Origin of the sequence: Dysgonomonas hofstadii, assembly GCF_014196915.1 — a bacterium.
Taxonomy (GTDB): Bacteria; Bacteroidota; Bacteroidia; order Bacteroidales; family Dysgonomonadaceae; genus Dysgonomonas; species Dysgonomonas hofstadii.
The window spans coordinates 407,263-423,480 of sequence record NZ_JACIEP010000002.1 but is presented as its reverse complement, the minus strand read 5'-3'; the positions used below and the strand labels follow the sequence as shown (position 1 = coordinate 423,480).

Below are 16,218 nucleotides of genomic sequence, written 5' to 3'. Positions count from 1 at the left end.
CTTTTGCTATTGCACTTTTTTATTAAACACTAATGGTCATCCGCTAAAAGCTTTCTTTGTATAGATAAAGCAATTCTCTTTTCATCAGTATTAATTATTTTACTTTTACCGGAATTCCCGAAACCATAAGAAAAACATCATCTGCGTTTGCTGCAATATATTGGTTAAACCATCCCTGCAAATCGGAAAATTTGCGTTGAAGCTCGTTTTGAGGCATCTCTCCCATGCCTATCTCGTTTGTAACAAATATGAAACTTGCATCCTGTGATGTAAAAGAATCGAACTCTCTCTTCAATAAGGCCAGGGATGTTTCTACATCGGAATCGAGATCAAAGAAAAAATTAGTAGCCCATAGGGTTACGCAATCTATCAAGATCGTTTTCCCGTTTAAATCATGTTTGCTTAGGGCTTTATCTTCTTCGATATTGACCCACTCCGAACCTCTGTTTGCCTTATGCTTTTCTATACGTTTGCGATGTTCCTCATCCCAAACCCGTGATGTAGCCAGGTAAACAGGATTAGCATCCAGCGACAAAGCCATTTTCTCGGCATAACTGCTTTTCCCGGAACGTTGTCCGCCGGTGATAAGGGTTACTCTTTTCATTCTTTTGTTTATGTTTGAAACCTTAAAATTAAGTTTTATCTATCACAAATTGAAATGATGCACTATCAAAATAGTGCGAATGACAAGAATAAGGAGAGTCCGTCGGATTTTCTACATCTGTATTGTCATGTGTCTTTGGATATTATAAACAAAGATTGTATGCATTGCCAGGCCAAATAAATAAAATCAATCTTTTATCTTTACATATTGAAGTCATCTAGACTTTTGTTTTTTTTTAATTTTCTTTAAAAATATTGCAATGAAAGCGATATAATTGAAAGATCAATTTATGTATGGTGGCGTATAGAATATAATGAAGACAAGGCATAAGATAATCAATGAATTATTCATGCTTATCCAATTCCCTCATCTTCATATTTCTATAACTCTTTGGAGTAGTTCCATACCGCTGGGTAAAGAGTTTAAAAAAGTTTCCGCGATTACTGAATCCAGCTTTATAAAGAATTTCATCGATTGATAAGTTCGTGTTTGTTAACAGATGTTCTACAATACTTAATCTGTATTCACGTATAATATCGCTTGGAGATTTTTCTGTAATATTTTTTAATTTACGATACAATTGTCTGGTACTATATCCTAACGATGAGCTTAATAATTCAACAGATAAATCAGGATTCATTACATTTATTTCTATGATGTGAATCATTTTTTCAAAAAAGGCTTTGTCGTCTTTATGCAAAAAATGCCCATCTTCTGATTCAAAAACGCTGAGAGCTGAGTTATAGTATTCTTTTAAATCCTCTTTTCGTTGCAATAACCGGTTAACTATCTTTTCCAGATATTTGATATCGAAAGGCTTCGTTATATATACATCTGCTCCTGCCTCTATCCCTCTTACCTGTTCGTCCGGATTATTTTTAGCCGATAATAATATTAACGGTATATGACTAAATAGTTTATCTTTTTTTAAAAGTTTAGTCAGAGAGATACCGTCTGTACCGGGCATCATTACATCTGAAATAATAAGATCCGGTTGTCTTTTGTTAAGTAACTCCATTACTTCTTGCGGATCACTTACCGGAATAATGTTATACATTTCCATAAATATTTCGGATATGAACCACAACATTTCGGGATCGTCATCCACGATCATTATTGATGGTTTATTTTTATCGTATACCTGAACCGATTGCTCGAGCACAATGGTATTTTCTGTATTGGGTACTAATATCTTGTCTTCTACAATCTCATCTTCCGGATTTATTTCCCAAAAAGGCAGTACAACTTTGAAAGACGTCTGTTCATTAAGTACACTTATTACATCTATTTCTCCCTTTAATAGTTTAACCATACTGGAACAAATTGCTAAACCTAGTCCATTACGAGCCAAATGTCCTTTGTTTTCGGGCATTTCCAAATTATCCAATATTTTATAACGATCAAATATTTTTGAAATATTTTCCTCCTTAATTCCTTTTCCGGTATTGGATATAGTAATATATAGATTTTCAGATTCTATATGAGCCTCCACAATAATGCTCCCTTGCTCGGGTGTATATTTGAACGCATTGGATATGAGGTTATTCACAATCTTGACCAGGCAGCTCATATCCGAATTCCATATCATATCCGGCTTTATTTTAATTTGATAATCTATGTTTTTCGTTTCGGATAATTCAAGAAAAGATTCGGCTATTTCAGCTATTATTTCCGATACAGACAATCGGTTTATAATCAATTTCTTATTATCTGTTTCGAGGCGGCGAAACTCAATCAGCTCCTGTATAAGACCATTCAGCTTCTCTGCATTATTTTGTATTAAAGAAGCATATTTATGAATATAATTGTCTGTTTTACTATATGATATAATCTTTTCACATGGACCATAAATTAAAGTCAAAGGTGTACATAATTCATGCGTAATATTAGTAAAAAACCGAAGTTTTGATTCATATATTTCTTCTTTTTGCTGACGATTAAGCCTTTCCAACATTGAGTTCTTCTTCATTCTATACCATTTTAGGCTTATTCTTATGCCTAGATATATGAGGAGCAAGATGACAAGAGAATATATTATATATGCCAGATTAGTTCTATACCATGGCGGATTGATTTTTATAGAGAGGGGAAATACCGGACTCTCATTGCCATTGGCCGGATTTATATATTTGACGTATAAAGTATATCGGCCGGGAGAGATATCGGTAAAAGTCGCCATATTTGAATTACTCTCTATCCAGTTACTGCTTAATTCATCTAACTTGTACAAATATGTATAGCTATTACCATTGATATAATCGATAGCAGAAAAAGATATTGAGAAAAAGTTTTGACTATAATCCAGTTCTAAGATTTTCTCTTCGTTTTCAGAAAAATAATCATATATATTACAATCTTTTCCAAAAATAGATAATTTACTAAATTGTATGGAAGGAAGATACTCTTTTTGCTTTGTCTCATTTGCCTTAATAGATATAAAACCATTTATCCCGCCAAAAAAAAGAGAACCTGTCGCCTTATCTTTAAAATAAGCGCCATCGCTAAACTCTGTTATAGCAAGATCATCTTCCTGTTTATATGTTTGAAAAGTATTCTGTTTAATATTGAATTTCACAACACCCTGATTGGTGCTAAGCCAAAGATTGTTATTATTATCTACTACAATAGCATGAATTGTATTGTTAGGGAAACCGGTAGTTTCGTTAAATATTTCTTCTGTGTCTTCATGAAGCCTGGTCAATCCGAAACTTGTACCGAACCAATAACCGTCGTCACTTTTTGCAATGGAAAACACATCATTCAATGTCTGATTCGAATTATTCTTATCAAATTGGAATGTTTTTAATTCCTCTGTAATTGTATTTAATCTAAAAGCTCCATATCCTCTATTGCCAAACCATATGATAGAATCGTTCTCTTTATATGAAGTAAAAAAATAGTTAGATGATGTCTTACCTTTATCTAAAACAATCCTTTTGGTTTCTGTGATTACAGGATTGTCTACAGAACCCGAATATTTAGCTTTTATGATGCCGTCTCCTACTGTAGCTATCCACAATGTAGAATCATTAAACTCGCAGATAGAATGCACAAATCTTACTGGTCTGTTATCTATCTCGAGCGATAACTTTTTTATTTTCTTTTCTTTATATGAAAAGTAATTAATCCCCTCCTCATTACCTATCCATAAAATATTTTTCCGGCTTTTAGCAAAAGAGTATACAGCGTTGTCATTTAAAGGACTATTACTGGACAGGATGTGCTCCATCCGGCTGTTGTTACCGTTTTCGTAATCATAGTTATATATTTTAAGTATTCCATCTCCTTTTGTACCTATCCAGAGAGTATTATCCTTGTCTAATAAAAGGGCTCTTATGGGATTGTTTATGGGATATATAAACTTATCGAATGTGGTAGACTTTATCGAGTACGAATCCATAAAAAACATGAATGCTCCCTGTCCGTCGGTTCCTACCCATATTATATCCTGATTTTTATCTTTAGTCAGACAAAATATTCCCGATTTAATATCAATTTCACTCGTCTGATAATTGTTTTTTTGATCCGGAATATTTTTCAGCCAGACAAGTCCATTCGATTTGAAACCGATAAGATAATCATCGTGATATCTGATAATGGACGATATGCCTCCTTTTTTCTGAATTTCATTTTTAAGATCATGAATATAGTATTTCTTCTTATTTATAAGATCATATTCATATAATATATATTCACTATCAACAAAATAGATAATATTTCCTTCATGAAAACAGTACAATAGGTCTGTCTGGTGTTCAAAGAGAGAAACCGGCTTTATTTTTATATCATCAGTCGTTGTTTCTATCGTATAGCTCATACATTTCATATCCTTCGAAAATATCCATAAGATATTGTTTTTGTCAATTACCATATCCAGTACATTATTAAAAGATATAGCATCATCAAATATTTTTCTGAATATATCACTACCCTGTTTTAAATAATAGATATATTTATCATCTTTTATGATAAATATATCATTATGCATGCTTTTCGCAAACAGATTCTTACTCTTAAATTCTTTATAGGATTTTATAGTTCCTGTACGCCTGTCAAGCCTGTCTAATCCATAATTTGTTTGTATCCAGAATATATCTTCATCTATTTCATGAATACTTTCGATCAGATTACCAGACAGATTATTATTCCCATTTGTAGGCTTATATATTTGGATATTAATGCCGTCAAACATATTTAAGCCATCGCACGATCCGAACCACATAAACCCTTTCCTATCCTGATAAATTGATAAGATTGCGCTATTGGAAAGCCCGTTTTTGCTGGATATCTGTCGCAAATTATATGACATTGCCGAGCAAGGACTAAGAATGATAATAAATAAAATGATATATTTCATGGCATTTACAGTATTAGATATGCTCCTACACAAATATATTTATTTTTATTTGTATAAAATTTAATTCTCAAACGTAGTATTAGTTAAAAAGTCTCAACATATGACATAGTAGCACGAATATGTGACTACGTCTCTGATTCATCCACTTATGTCTTATATTCGTTCTTGAAAATTTTCTTCTCAATATTAATTTTACATCTGGAAAAAATTGTCTAACCATTTAATGCTAATAAAAAAATTATGTGGAAAATAAAAAGAAACTTATCGAGGTTTTGCTATCTAGGAACCTTATTTGTTTTCAGCCTGACCATTTCAGCCTCAACCGGGCCGATTGAAAATGAATTTGCGCAGACTCAGCAATCGAAAAAGAAAATTACGGGGACAGTAAATGATCAATCAGGACCGCTAATCGGCGTAACTGTCAGCGTAGATGGCACTACGAATGGAACAATGACGGATGATAATGGTAATTTTATCTTGTCGGATGTACCTGAAGGGGCAAAATTAAAAATTTCATACGTAGGATACAAAACACAGATTATCTCAATCGGTGGACAAGCCACCTTCGACATAACATTGGAGGAAGAGAACCAACAACTGGATGAGGTTATTGTTGTTGGTTATGGTACGCAAAAAAAATCAGATTATACAGGAGCTGTTTCCGCTGTAGGCGAGAAAGAATTGCGTATGAGCCCCGGAGGCAATATAGCCAGTGTGCTTCAAGGACTGGGAGCAGGTGTACAGATATCCAAAAGCGGAGGGAATAATCATCCGGGTTCAACACCCCGTATCAGAATCCGTGGTACACGTTCTTTAAGCGGAGGTAATGACCCTCTTGTCGTAGTGGATGGAATACCTTTTGACGGAAGCCTTAACGATATAAATCCCGATGATGTAGTATCGTCTCAAATATTAAAAGATGCATCAGCTACAGCTATCTACGGATCCCGTGGGTCAAATGGAGTAATCCTCATCAATACGCGTAAAGGACAGGAAGGAGAAGCCCGGGTATCGTACAGCGGATATGTAGGCTTCAATAAAAGTCTGGGTAAGTATGATGTGTACAGGGATAATGGAGACGGTTTGCTCACACTGAAAAAATGGGCGCAGATCAATGCTAATCCGGAAGGGACTTTTACAGGAATGGACGACCCCAATCTTTATTCGAGGGCTATGACTTTTACTCCCGAAATAGAAGGCTATGAAGCCGGAGTGGGTACAGACTGGCAAGACCTTATATATTCAGACGGATTACTCACCAATCATCAGGTAAGCGTTAGTGGGGGAACCAAGAAAACCCAGTATGCATTCTCTATCGGTTATTATAATGCAGAGGGGTCATACAAGATGCAGAGTATGGAGCGCTATTCGATAAAGTTAAGTATAGACCAGCAGATCGGAAAATATGTAAAAGTCGGTCTGAATTCCCTTAACAGTTATGTTCTCAGAAATGGAACGGATATAAATCCAATAGAGAACTCGATGAGGATATCACCTTATGTATCGCCTTACAATGAAGACGGTAGCCTGAGATTTGAGGTGAACAATGCACCGGCTTTATATAATCCTCTGGCAGACTTTGATGAAAATGCCCTTGTAGATCGCCGGAAGAAGTTATCTACGTTTACAACCGGTTATCTGGAGATAGATTTTACCCATGGCTTTAAATATAAATTTAATGCAGGTGTTAACCTGTCACACGACACGCAGGGTAAATACTATGCAGCAAATACCACAAAACAATCAGGAGGAACCAATTGGGCGAATAACCTGAATTATGATGACCTGAATCTGACTATAGAAAATATATTTACATACGATAAAGTTATTAATGATACTCATACTTTCAATTTTACCGGATTGTACAGCTGGCAGGAATCGAAGAAAGAAAACCTGAATTTGCAAACATCCGATTTATTGGCAGATATGTATCAGTACTACAATCCGGCATTCGGAACATTCCTAAGTAACAGCGGAGGATATGAAAGATGGGATCTGCTTTCATGGATGGGACGTTTAAATTATAACTACAAACAAAGATATTATTTGACAGGGACTGTACGTTCCGACGGATCGTCGCGACTGGCTAAAGGTAACAGATGGAATACATATGGTTCGGGGTCATTTATGTGGAATGTCGGTAATGAAAGTTTTATGGCTGATCAAAAAACTCTTTCGATGCTCAAATTCAGGTTGAGTTATGGTAGGGTCGGCAGTACGGCTGTTTCCCCTTATGGAACACTGGGCTCTTTGACAGGAGTTAAATATAATTATGGTAGTGATGGTGTTCTGGGCTATTATTCACGAAAAGCGCCTAATACTGGCCTTGGATGGGAAAATACGACAACATGGAACCTCGGTATTGATTATGGTTTTCTGAATAACCGTATTTCAGGTAGTATCGAATTATATTCGAGAAAAACAACCGATTTGTTATTAAGTGAAAATTACCCGATAACATCGGGAGTAGCTGATGCCATCATGATGAATGTGGGAGCAACAAAAGGAAAGGGTATAGAGTTAAATTTGAATGCTGTTATCCTCGATGGTGATGGAGACAAGACAGTTAAGTGGAATACCAACCTTAATATTTTTGCCGACAGAAGCAAAATATCCAGGCTTCAGGATGGAGTTTCCATGAATACTGCTAATGGCTGGTTTGTAAATGAACCGATAGGCGTATTTTATGATTATAAGCGAGTCGGTATATGGCAGGATACACCGGAAGACAGGGAGCTCATAATGAAGCTTTATAATATAACTTCCGAGAGTGAAGTACGCAACCGCATAGGTACAGTAAGAGTATTGGACGCAAATGGGGGAGCATACTTAGATGGTTCGCCTGACGGCCTTATCAATAGTTACGACAAGGTCATACTTGGGCAGAAAGACCCTGATTTCGAGGGAGCTATGACAAATACGGTAAATTATAAGAATTTTGATTTTTCTTTAATGCTCTATTTTAAAGTCGGAGGCTTAATGAAATCGGATCTGCATGACAGTTGGGCCAATACGCTTCAGGGCTCTACCAATAACCTTAAAGTGAATTATTGGACACCCGAAAACAGGGCCGATTACTGGCCAAAACCGAATGCTAATAAACAATGGCCCGATTACAGAAGTATATTAGCTATAATGGATGCATCTTACCTGAAGGTAAAAAATATAACTCTTGGATATACGGTTCCTAAATCTACACTATCAAAATTAGGTATAGGTTCGGCCAGGGTATACACTACCGTATCAAATCCTTTTACATTCTTTTCAGAATATGTAAACGATTTTGGAGGGCTCGATCCCGAAACTGACGGATCGGTTGGTATAAATACACCGGCTACATGGTCTATGATTTTTGGCTTAAACCTTTCATTTTAAACAACTGAACAATCATGAAAAAATATATTATTAAGATATTCATAGCAACTATACTCCTGCCAATTTTGGGATGTAATGACAAACTGGATGAAGAAATTCGTTCGGTAATATCTCCCGAATTCTTTGCAACTCCCGAAGGTGTTGAATATGGCCTCAATTCTGCATACTATATTCTTAGGGAACTCTACGGGGCAGAAGATGGTATTTCGGGGCTTACTGTTGCCGGGACTGATGAATTCAGGCACAACAATGATGCCGGAGTTGTAGAGCCTGTTATTAAATACAGTTCGTCTTTCACGCCTAGCCATAATTCTCTCAATTTAGTATGGCGTTGGTGCTATATGGGAATTAATACTTGTAGTGGTGTAATAGATTATGGTTCGTCGGCCAATATGAACGAATCTGATAAAAAACGAATATTGGCAGAAGCCCGATTTATGCGCGCCTTCTATTACTTTAAGCTGGTTCAGTTTTTTGGCGATGTAACATTAAATAAGGAGTTCCAGAATGAACCGTCAAGGTCAGCTGAAAGGAACCCACAAAAAGACGTATACGAGTTTATAATTGAAGACTTGAAAAAAGCAATAGAGGATCTGCCTCTGAGTCCAACTGTAGGAAATAACGGACAGCCCGCAAATTCCCGTACAGGAGCTATCACGGGAGCTACAGCACGTCATCTGCTGGCTAAGGTATATCTTACCCGTGGTTATAAGAATTTCGCAGAATCCACCGATTTCGAAAATGCTTACAAAACTGCCAAGGCATTGACAGACGATGCCGAATCGATAGGAATAGGTCTTCTTCCTTCTTATGCTGATATTTTTACTCCTGGTAACGAGAACAATAAAGAGGTGTTGATGAACATACAATACTCTACAGACAAAACATACAGTGGAGGGCATCCTCTGAATCATTTCTTTGTAGCGAGATATGACGAGGCAATGAAAGCGCGCGATTTCGTTAACGGACGCTCTTTCCGCTGGTACAGAGCTAATCCTTGGGTCTTCAATTCTGCTTTTGCTGATAAAGAAAATGACACACGATATTGGTCTACTTTCCAATCTGTCTGGACAGTACAACAATCCAACCAGACCAGAGATTCCTATACATATACAGTAAAAATAAACGGAGTAGATCAATCATTTACGACAAGTTTTCCTACTGTAGGCTCCCGTGCAATATACATGCCCGGACACCCTATGACGAAAGAAGAAATTCAGGCGGAAATAGACAATGGCGGAGGCGTAGTGATTCCGTCTACATACTATAGTAGCGAAACCGAAGCCAATAGCAATGTCCTATTCCCCACAATGACAAAGTTCCTTGATCCTACCCGTTCAGCATGGACCTCAGATGTTGGTGAAAATTCCCGCAGGCCTATCATGATCTACCGTCTGGCTGAAACTTATCTTATCGCTGCCGAAGCTGCAATTATGAATAATCAACCTGCGCTAGCTGTTCCAATGGTAAATGCCGTCAGGGAAAGAGCCGCTGCGGAAGGTAAAAAAACGCAGATGCAGGTAACATCTGGTATGATGACCCTCGACTTTATCCTTGATGAAAGAACCAGGGAATTATGTGCGGAAAATATGCGTTGGCTCGATTTAGTCAGAACAGGAAAACTGATAGAACGTGTTCAGAAATACAGTACAGACGATGCAAAAACAAACATTGCACCAAAACATGTATTACGTCCGATACCACAAAATCAAATAGATTTAGTAACGGTAGGAACCAAATATCCTCAAAATGAGGGATGGACTAATTAAAAAATATTTTAGTTAAATTGCATAATGATAGGCTGTCTGAAAAACGGCAGCCTATTCTTTACCTGAACAGATATTTTAATACAGCTTATATACTAATTTATTATGAACCAGATTAAGGCAACTACATTATTACTTTTTGTGCTGATGTTTTCTGTTGGCAATGCCCAGGAAGTCGATCTCAAAAAATTTCCGGAAGGATGCACGCCGCTTGAAGTTGGACAAAAACTGGCGCAACGGTACGTGAGTGAACCATTCCATAATTTTGACGGAATAAAGACTCCCCCCTCCGAAGTAACTTATCCGGAGGTATGCACATGGTATGGAGCCCTGAAATTCGCCGGAGTAACAAAAGATAAAAAATTATTGCGTCAACTCGAAGAACGCTTTTTGCCTTTATTAGGATCAAAAAAAGAACTGATGCAGAAGCCAGACCATGTCGATCATACGGTATTTGGCTCTGTACCCCTGCAATTGTATTTGCAGACCGGAAACGAATGCTATTACTATATAGGAATAGATTTTGCTGACCGGCAATGGCAAATGCCTGCAAAGACTAAACAGCCAGAACTTTACCAAAGCTATCTGGACAAAGGATTGTCATGGCAAACCCGCTTCTGGATAGACGATATGTTTATGATAACAACTATTCAAAGTCAGGCTTACCTGGCTTCGAAAGATGAAAAGTATATAGATCGCGCCGCTTATCAAATGACCGTTTATCTGGATTCTATCCAACAGCCTAACGGTTTGTTCTATCATGCATCTTCAGCCCCTTTCTACTGGTGCAGAGGAAATGGCTGGATGGCTGCGGGAATGACTGATTTACTGAAGAATCTCCCTGAAAACAACCCCCACCGCGCACGGATACTTGCTCAGTATCGTAAAATGATGGATACATTAAAAGAATACCAGACTGGGGAAGGACTATGGGGGCAACTGGTAGACGAACTTTCTTCATGGGCCGAAACTTCCGGATCGGCCATGTTTACATACGCAATCATCGTCGGAGTCAAAAGAGGATGGCTGGATGCCAAAACATATGCCCCAATAGCATACAAGGCATGGCTGCAACTGCTTACTTATATCAATGCCGATAATGATATCACAGAGGTATGCCAGGGAACTAATATCGGCACTACAAAACAGTATTATCTGGACCGGAAACGTGTTATAGGTGATCTTCACGGGCAAGCCCCTATGTTATGGTGCGCTGCCGCTCTTTTGGAATAGAAAAAATAAAGAAACATATATATGAAAAAGATCTTACTGCTTATCGCATGTTTGTTGTCAGGGTTGATAGTAACAAAAGCTCAAAACCTGGAACTGAAATCTCCAAATAGAGAAATAACGGTTTCGATAACCATTTCAGATAAAATATATTATACAATATCATATAATAATGAAATTTTGCTCAATGATTGTTACCTGCAATTGCATCTAAAAGATGATATACTGGGACAGAATCCCAAATTATCAGGAAAAAAACATGTTACGGTCAACGAAATACTAAAACCTGTTGTACCATTAAAGTACTCCACTGTGAGTAATCATTACAATCAGTTATCAATAAATTTTAAAGGGGCTTATACTGTCGAGTTTCGTGCTTTCGATGACGGTGTCGCATATCGTTTTGTGACCAATAAAAAGAATGAGGTGGAAGTCATGGGCGAAGATCTTGTAATAAATTTCCCTTCAGACTATCTGGCTCATATGCAGCAGCCGAAAGGTTTTAAAACAGCTTATGAAGAGATTTTTACACATGTCGAAACAAATGCTTGGAAACCTGAAGACAGGATGGCAGTCCTTCCGGTGTTGCTTGACTCGAAGAAAAACTATAAAATACTTATTTCCGAGTCTGACCTGTCGGACTATCCATGTATGTTTCTGCAAGCAAATGGGAAGAACGGGATGCAATCGTTATTCCCTAAAAACCCACTTGAGTTCGGAGAAGATGGAGACCGTAGCCTGAAAATACAGAAAGAAGCTGATTATATAGCTAAAACAGCAGGAAAAAGAAGCTATCCATGGCGTTACTTCGTTATCACAAAAGATGATAAAGAGCTAATAGAAAACACAATGACTTACAAACTGGCATCAAAAAACGTATTGAAAAATACATTATGGATAAAACCGGGACAAGCCAGTTGGGAATGGTGGAATGATGCCAGCCCCTATGGTCCTGACGTAAACTTTGTTTCGGGCTATAATCTTGATACTTATAAGTATTACATCGACTTTGCTTCTAAATTCGGTATTCCTTATATTGTTATGGATGAAGGATGGGCCAAAAGCACGCGTGATCCGTATACACCGAATCCAAAAGTGGATGTTCATGAAATCATCCGTTATGGTAAAGAAAAAAATGTTGGTGTTGTACTTTGGCTTACATGGTTGGCAGTAGAGAATAATTTTGAGTTGTTCAAAACCTTTGAGGAATGGGGGGTCAAAGGATTAAAGATAGATTTCATGGATCGTAGCGACCAATGGATGGTTAATTATTACGAACGTGTTGCCAAAACGGCAGCTGAGCATCATTTGTTTGTGGACTTTCATGGTTCTTTTAAACCTGCCGGATTGGAATATAAATATCCGAATGTACTATCTTACGAAGGTGTAAGGGGCATGGAGCAAATGGGCGGATGCTATCCCGATAATAGTATCTATTTTCCGTTTATGCGCAATGCCGTAGGACCAATGGATTATACTCCGGGCGCTATGATCAGTATGCAGCCGAACGTATATAAAGCCGAACGTCCAAATTCGGCAAGCATCGGTACACGGGCCTATCAACTGGCTTTATTTGTAATATTTGAAAGCGGTATACAAATGCTGGCCGACAATCCGACCCTGTATTACCGTAATCAGGATTGTACCGAATTTATAACAGAAGTGCCTGTAACATGGGACGAAACGAAAGTATTGGAAGCTAAAGTTGGTGAATATGTAATAGTTGCCAAGCGAAAAGGAGCAGAATGGTTCATCGGCGGAATGACCAATAATAAAGAGAACGAACGAACTTTTGAAATAAGCCTTGATTTCCTGGAGGATTCCAAACCTTACCAAATAACAATGTTTGAGGATGGCATAAATGCCGGGCGGCAAGCTATGGATTACAGAAAATGCATTTCGCAGGTAAGAAAAGGAGAGAAGATAAAAATAAATATGGTACGCAACGGCGGTTTTGCTGCAGTAATTAAAGTAGTATGAAAAGGCATTTATCTACATACCTGTTACTATTTGTTATTGTTCTTTCCGTGGCGGCAACAGACAAATATAAATCTATAAATATTGTTTTCATCGGCAACAGTATAACGGAGGGTTCATATCTGAAAGAGCCGCCTCCTGTTGTTACAGCCAGGTATCTCGAAGACAGTTGCCATTATAAGGTGAAATATGCAAATTGCGGAGTCAGTGGTATGACAACATTTAATTTCCTGCCTGCGCAGACCGGATGCTATGCAAGGGTTGTTGCTGCTGCCGATTCGCTATACACTGGTGGCTCCCTACTGATTTTTTCAGTGAAACTGGGAACCAATGACAGTGCTATTAAAGGACCGACAGGTGCCCCCGTGTCTGCTGAAAAGTACAGAGAGAATCTGCAAATTATTATTGATAGCCTGGCATCGAGATATCCTTCATGTAAAATAATCTTGCATCATCCTATCTGGTATAGTCCCAATACGCATAACAGTGCGCTCTATCTGCAGGAAGGTCTGGATCGCCTGCAAACTTATATTCCGGAAATAGAGACACTTGCGAAAAGCAATCCCGGACATGTATTTGAAGGAGATAAAGACGCTTTTGATTTTTTTCGTAAGAATTATAAGGAATACCATAGAGCACAAAATGGAAATTCGGGAGTATTCTACCTTCATCCGAATGCATCCGGAGCCGGGAAACTGGGGATATACTGGGCGAAAAGTATACATAGATATATAAAACAGTGGACACAATAACATGAAAAGAATAATCATAAATCTTTTATTTCTATTTAATATCTGCTTTATATCTGCTGAAAATGGATATGAGTTATGGCTCCGTTACCATAAAATAAATAATACGGTATTGTTAAATGACTATCAGAAACTAAATCAAGAGGTGGTGTTTCCGGTAAATTCCGACAGATTGAAAGTCGCAAAAAAAGAGCTTCAGTTAGGTTTTAAGGGATTGTTGGGAATAAATCTGAATGAGGTACAAAAGATTTCGCAACAAGGGTTGGTTATTGGAACGCCCGATTCATCACCTCTTATATGTGCCTCATCACATGTTAATGAAATTAAGTCGTTAGATGATGAAGGTTTCATTATACGTACCACAACAATCGGAGGCAAAACAGTCAATATAATTGCAGCTAAAACAGATATAGGTGTATTATATGGCGTATTCCATTATCTTAAACTGATGCAAACGAACCGGCCACTAAATAACCTGTCGGTAAAAGAAGAGCCGAAACTTCAGTTACGGGTGCTCAATCATTGGGATAATCTCGACGGAACCATAGAACGCGGATATGCTGGCTACACACTCTGGGATTGGGCTCGTTTGCCTCATTACAAAGATAGTCGTTATACAGATTATGCACGGGCTAATGCCTCTATCGGAATTAATGGTGCTGTGCTGAATAATGTGAATGCCAATGCGAAAAGCCTGCGTGCTGAATGGTTGGTTAAAGCTGCTGCATTAGCTGATGTTTTTCGTCCATATGGAATACGTGTCTACCTGACAGCCCGTTTCAGTGCACCTAAAGAGATAGGGGGACTGGATACAGCCGATCCGCTGGACCCTCGTGTCAGATTGTGGTGGAAGGATAAAGTAAAAGAAATATATGAGTATATCCCCGATTTCGGAGGTTTTTTGGTGAAAGCCAATTCTGAAGGGCAGCCCGGTCCTCAGGATTACGGGCGTACCCATGCCGACGGAGCCAATATGATGGCTGAAGCATTAGCTCCATACGGGGGTGTTATATTCTGGCGGGCATTCGTCTATCAGAATGAACGCCATATCGACCGCGTGATAAATGGATATGATGAATTTAAGCCTCTGGATGGCGATTTTAATAAGAATGTATTTGTGCAACCAAAGAACGGGCCGATTGATTTCCAGCCACGCGAACCTTTCCATCCTCTGTTCGGGGCGATGCCTGAAACCGCCTTGTCTCTCGAGTTCCAGATTACTCAGGAAAATCTGGGGCATGCCGGACATCTGGTGTATTTAGGTCCTCTTTTTGAAGAGACTTTGCAATCGGATACATATGAGCATGGCAAGGGGTCTACGGTGTCCAAAGTATTGCAAAACTATAGAAAGACACATGGGATATCGGGATTAGCCGGAGTTTCGAATACAGGGTCGGATATAAATTGGACAGGACATTTGTTTGGCCAGGCAAACTGGCACGCTTTCGGACGTCTGGCGTGGAACCCCGATCTCACGGCAAAAGAAATATCGGAGGAATGGATCAGAATGACATTCTCGAATGATGAGAAACTTATAGATGCTGTTCAAAAAATTATGCTCATGTCGAGGGAGGCCGCCGTAAACTATATGACACCTTTGGGCTTGAATCATATAATGAACTATGATACACACAATGGGCCTGAACCCTGGCACGATGACCCCGTATGGAGCGCATTCGATTATCATAAGGCCAGTGAAAGTGGTATCGGGGTAGATAGAACCGAATCCGGAAGTAATGCCGTCGGTCAGTACCATCAACCACTCAGGGGCGAACTAAACGATATTAAAACCTGTCCGGATAATCTTTTACTATGGTTTCACCGTGTGCCGTGGGATTATAGGATGAAATCGGGGAATACGATATGGAATGAGATGGTGGAATATTATTACCGGGGAGTAGATGAAGTTCGTCAAATGCAGGAAATATGGAACTCAATAGAAGGGAAAATTGATCAGGAGCGCTTCGATCATGTAAAATCCCTGCTTGAGCTTCAAAAAGGGGAAGCTATCTGGTGGAGAGACGGATGCCTGCTGTTTTTCCAACAATATTCAAAACAACCTATTCCTGCGAAATATGAGCAGCCGGAACATTCTTTGGATTATTATAAACGAATACCATATCCTTACGACTGGAAGCCCGGTCAATATAAATAAAACGA

At 38.4% G+C, this 16,218-nt stretch carries 8 protein-coding genes; 6 read left to right on the top strand and 2 right to left on the bottom strand.

Annotation, left to right across the window (positions count from 1 at the left end; translation table 11 throughout):
- Positions 1–94: 94 nt before the first annotated feature.
- Together cobU and GGR21_RS03845 are read right to left on the bottom strand one after the other, a co-directional pair.
- Positions 95–604, bottom strand: a complete 510-nt coding sequence (cobU, locus tag GGR21_RS03850) for a bifunctional adenosylcobinamide kinase/adenosylcobinamide-phosphate guanylyltransferase (RefSeq protein ID WP_183305851.1) — start codon at positions 602–604, stop codon at positions 95–97.
- 343 nt (positions 605–947) lie between these two features.
- Positions 948–4,961, bottom strand: coding sequence for a hybrid sensor histidine kinase/response regulator transcription factor (locus GGR21_RS03845; RefSeq protein WP_183305850.1), 4,014 nt, complete (start codon positions 4,959–4,961; stop codon positions 948–950).
- A gap of 240 nt (positions 4,962–5,201) precedes the next feature.
- On the opposite strand from GGR21_RS03845, the gene GGR21_RS03840 reads away from it, so the two are divergent.
- The 6 genes from GGR21_RS03840 (at position 5,202) to GGR21_RS03815 (ending at position 16,213) form a co-directional block, all read left to right on the top strand.
- Positions 5,202–8,336, top strand: a complete 3,135-nt coding sequence (locus GGR21_RS03840) for a SusC/RagA family TonB-linked outer membrane protein (RefSeq protein ID WP_183305849.1) — start codon at positions 5,202–5,204, stop codon at positions 8,334–8,336.
- 14 nt (positions 8,337–8,350) lie between these two features.
- A complete protein-coding gene (locus tag GGR21_RS03835) occupies positions 8,351–10,105 on the top strand; it encodes a RagB/SusD family nutrient uptake outer membrane protein (protein WP_183305848.1) in 1,755 nt (584 codons plus the stop codon).
- 102 nt (positions 10,106–10,207) lie between these two features.
- Positions 10,208–11,335, top strand: coding sequence for a glycoside hydrolase family 88/105 protein (locus tag GGR21_RS03830; RefSeq protein WP_183305847.1), 1,128 nt, complete (start codon positions 10,208–10,210; stop codon positions 11,333–11,335).
- A 21-nt stretch (positions 11,336–11,356) separates the two neighbouring features.
- Complete coding sequence (locus GGR21_RS03825) at positions 11,357–13,312, top strand: glycoside hydrolase family 97 protein (protein ID WP_183305846.1); 1,956 nt, start codon at positions 11,357–11,359, stop codon at positions 13,310–13,312.
- The gene (locus tag GGR21_RS03820; RefSeq protein WP_183305845.1) at positions 13,309–14,061 is read left to right on the top strand and encodes a GDSL-type esterase/lipase family protein; all 753 of its coding nucleotides are present in this window, start codon (positions 13,309–13,311) and stop codon (positions 14,059–14,061) included. Before GGR21_RS03825 ends, GGR21_RS03820 begins: the two co-directional genes overlap by 4 nt.
- A 1-nt stretch (position 14,062) precedes the next feature.
- Positions 14,063–16,213: an alpha-glucuronidase family glycosyl hydrolase gene (locus tag GGR21_RS03815; protein WP_183305844.1), complete on the top strand. Its 2,151-nt coding sequence runs from the start codon at positions 14,063–14,065 to the stop codon at positions 16,211–16,213.
- The last annotated feature ends 5 nt before the right edge of the window (positions 16,214–16,218 follow it).

What these genes read in the sequence shown, in the direction of transcription:
- cobU (WP_183305851.1), bottom strand. Translation starts at nt 604, where the DNA reads ATGAAAAGAGTAACCCTTATCACCGGCGGACAACGTTCCGGGAAAAGC.
- GGR21_RS03845 (WP_183305850.1), bottom strand. Translation starts at nt 4,961, where the DNA reads ATGAAATATATCATTTTATTTATTATCATTCTTAGTCCTTGCTCGGCA.
- GGR21_RS03840 (WP_183305849.1), top strand. Translation starts at nt 5,202, where the DNA reads ATGTGGAAAATAAAAAGAAACTTATCGAGGTTTTGCTATCTAGGAACC.
- GGR21_RS03835 (WP_183305848.1), top strand. Translation starts at nt 8,351, where the DNA reads ATGAAAAAATATATTATTAAGATATTCATAGCAACTATACTCCTGCCA.
- GGR21_RS03830 (WP_183305847.1), top strand. Translation starts at nt 10,208, where the DNA reads ATGAACCAGATTAAGGCAACTACATTATTACTTTTTGTGCTGATGTTT.
- GGR21_RS03825 (WP_183305846.1), top strand. Translation starts at nt 11,357, where the DNA reads ATGAAAAAGATCTTACTGCTTATCGCATGTTTGTTGTCAGGGTTGATA.
- GGR21_RS03820 (WP_183305845.1), top strand. Translation starts at nt 13,309, where the DNA reads ATGAAAAGGCATTTATCTACATACCTGTTACTATTTGTTATTGTTCTT.
- GGR21_RS03815 (WP_183305844.1), top strand. Translation starts at nt 14,063, where the DNA reads ATGAAAAGAATAATCATAAATCTTTTATTTCTATTTAATATCTGCTTT.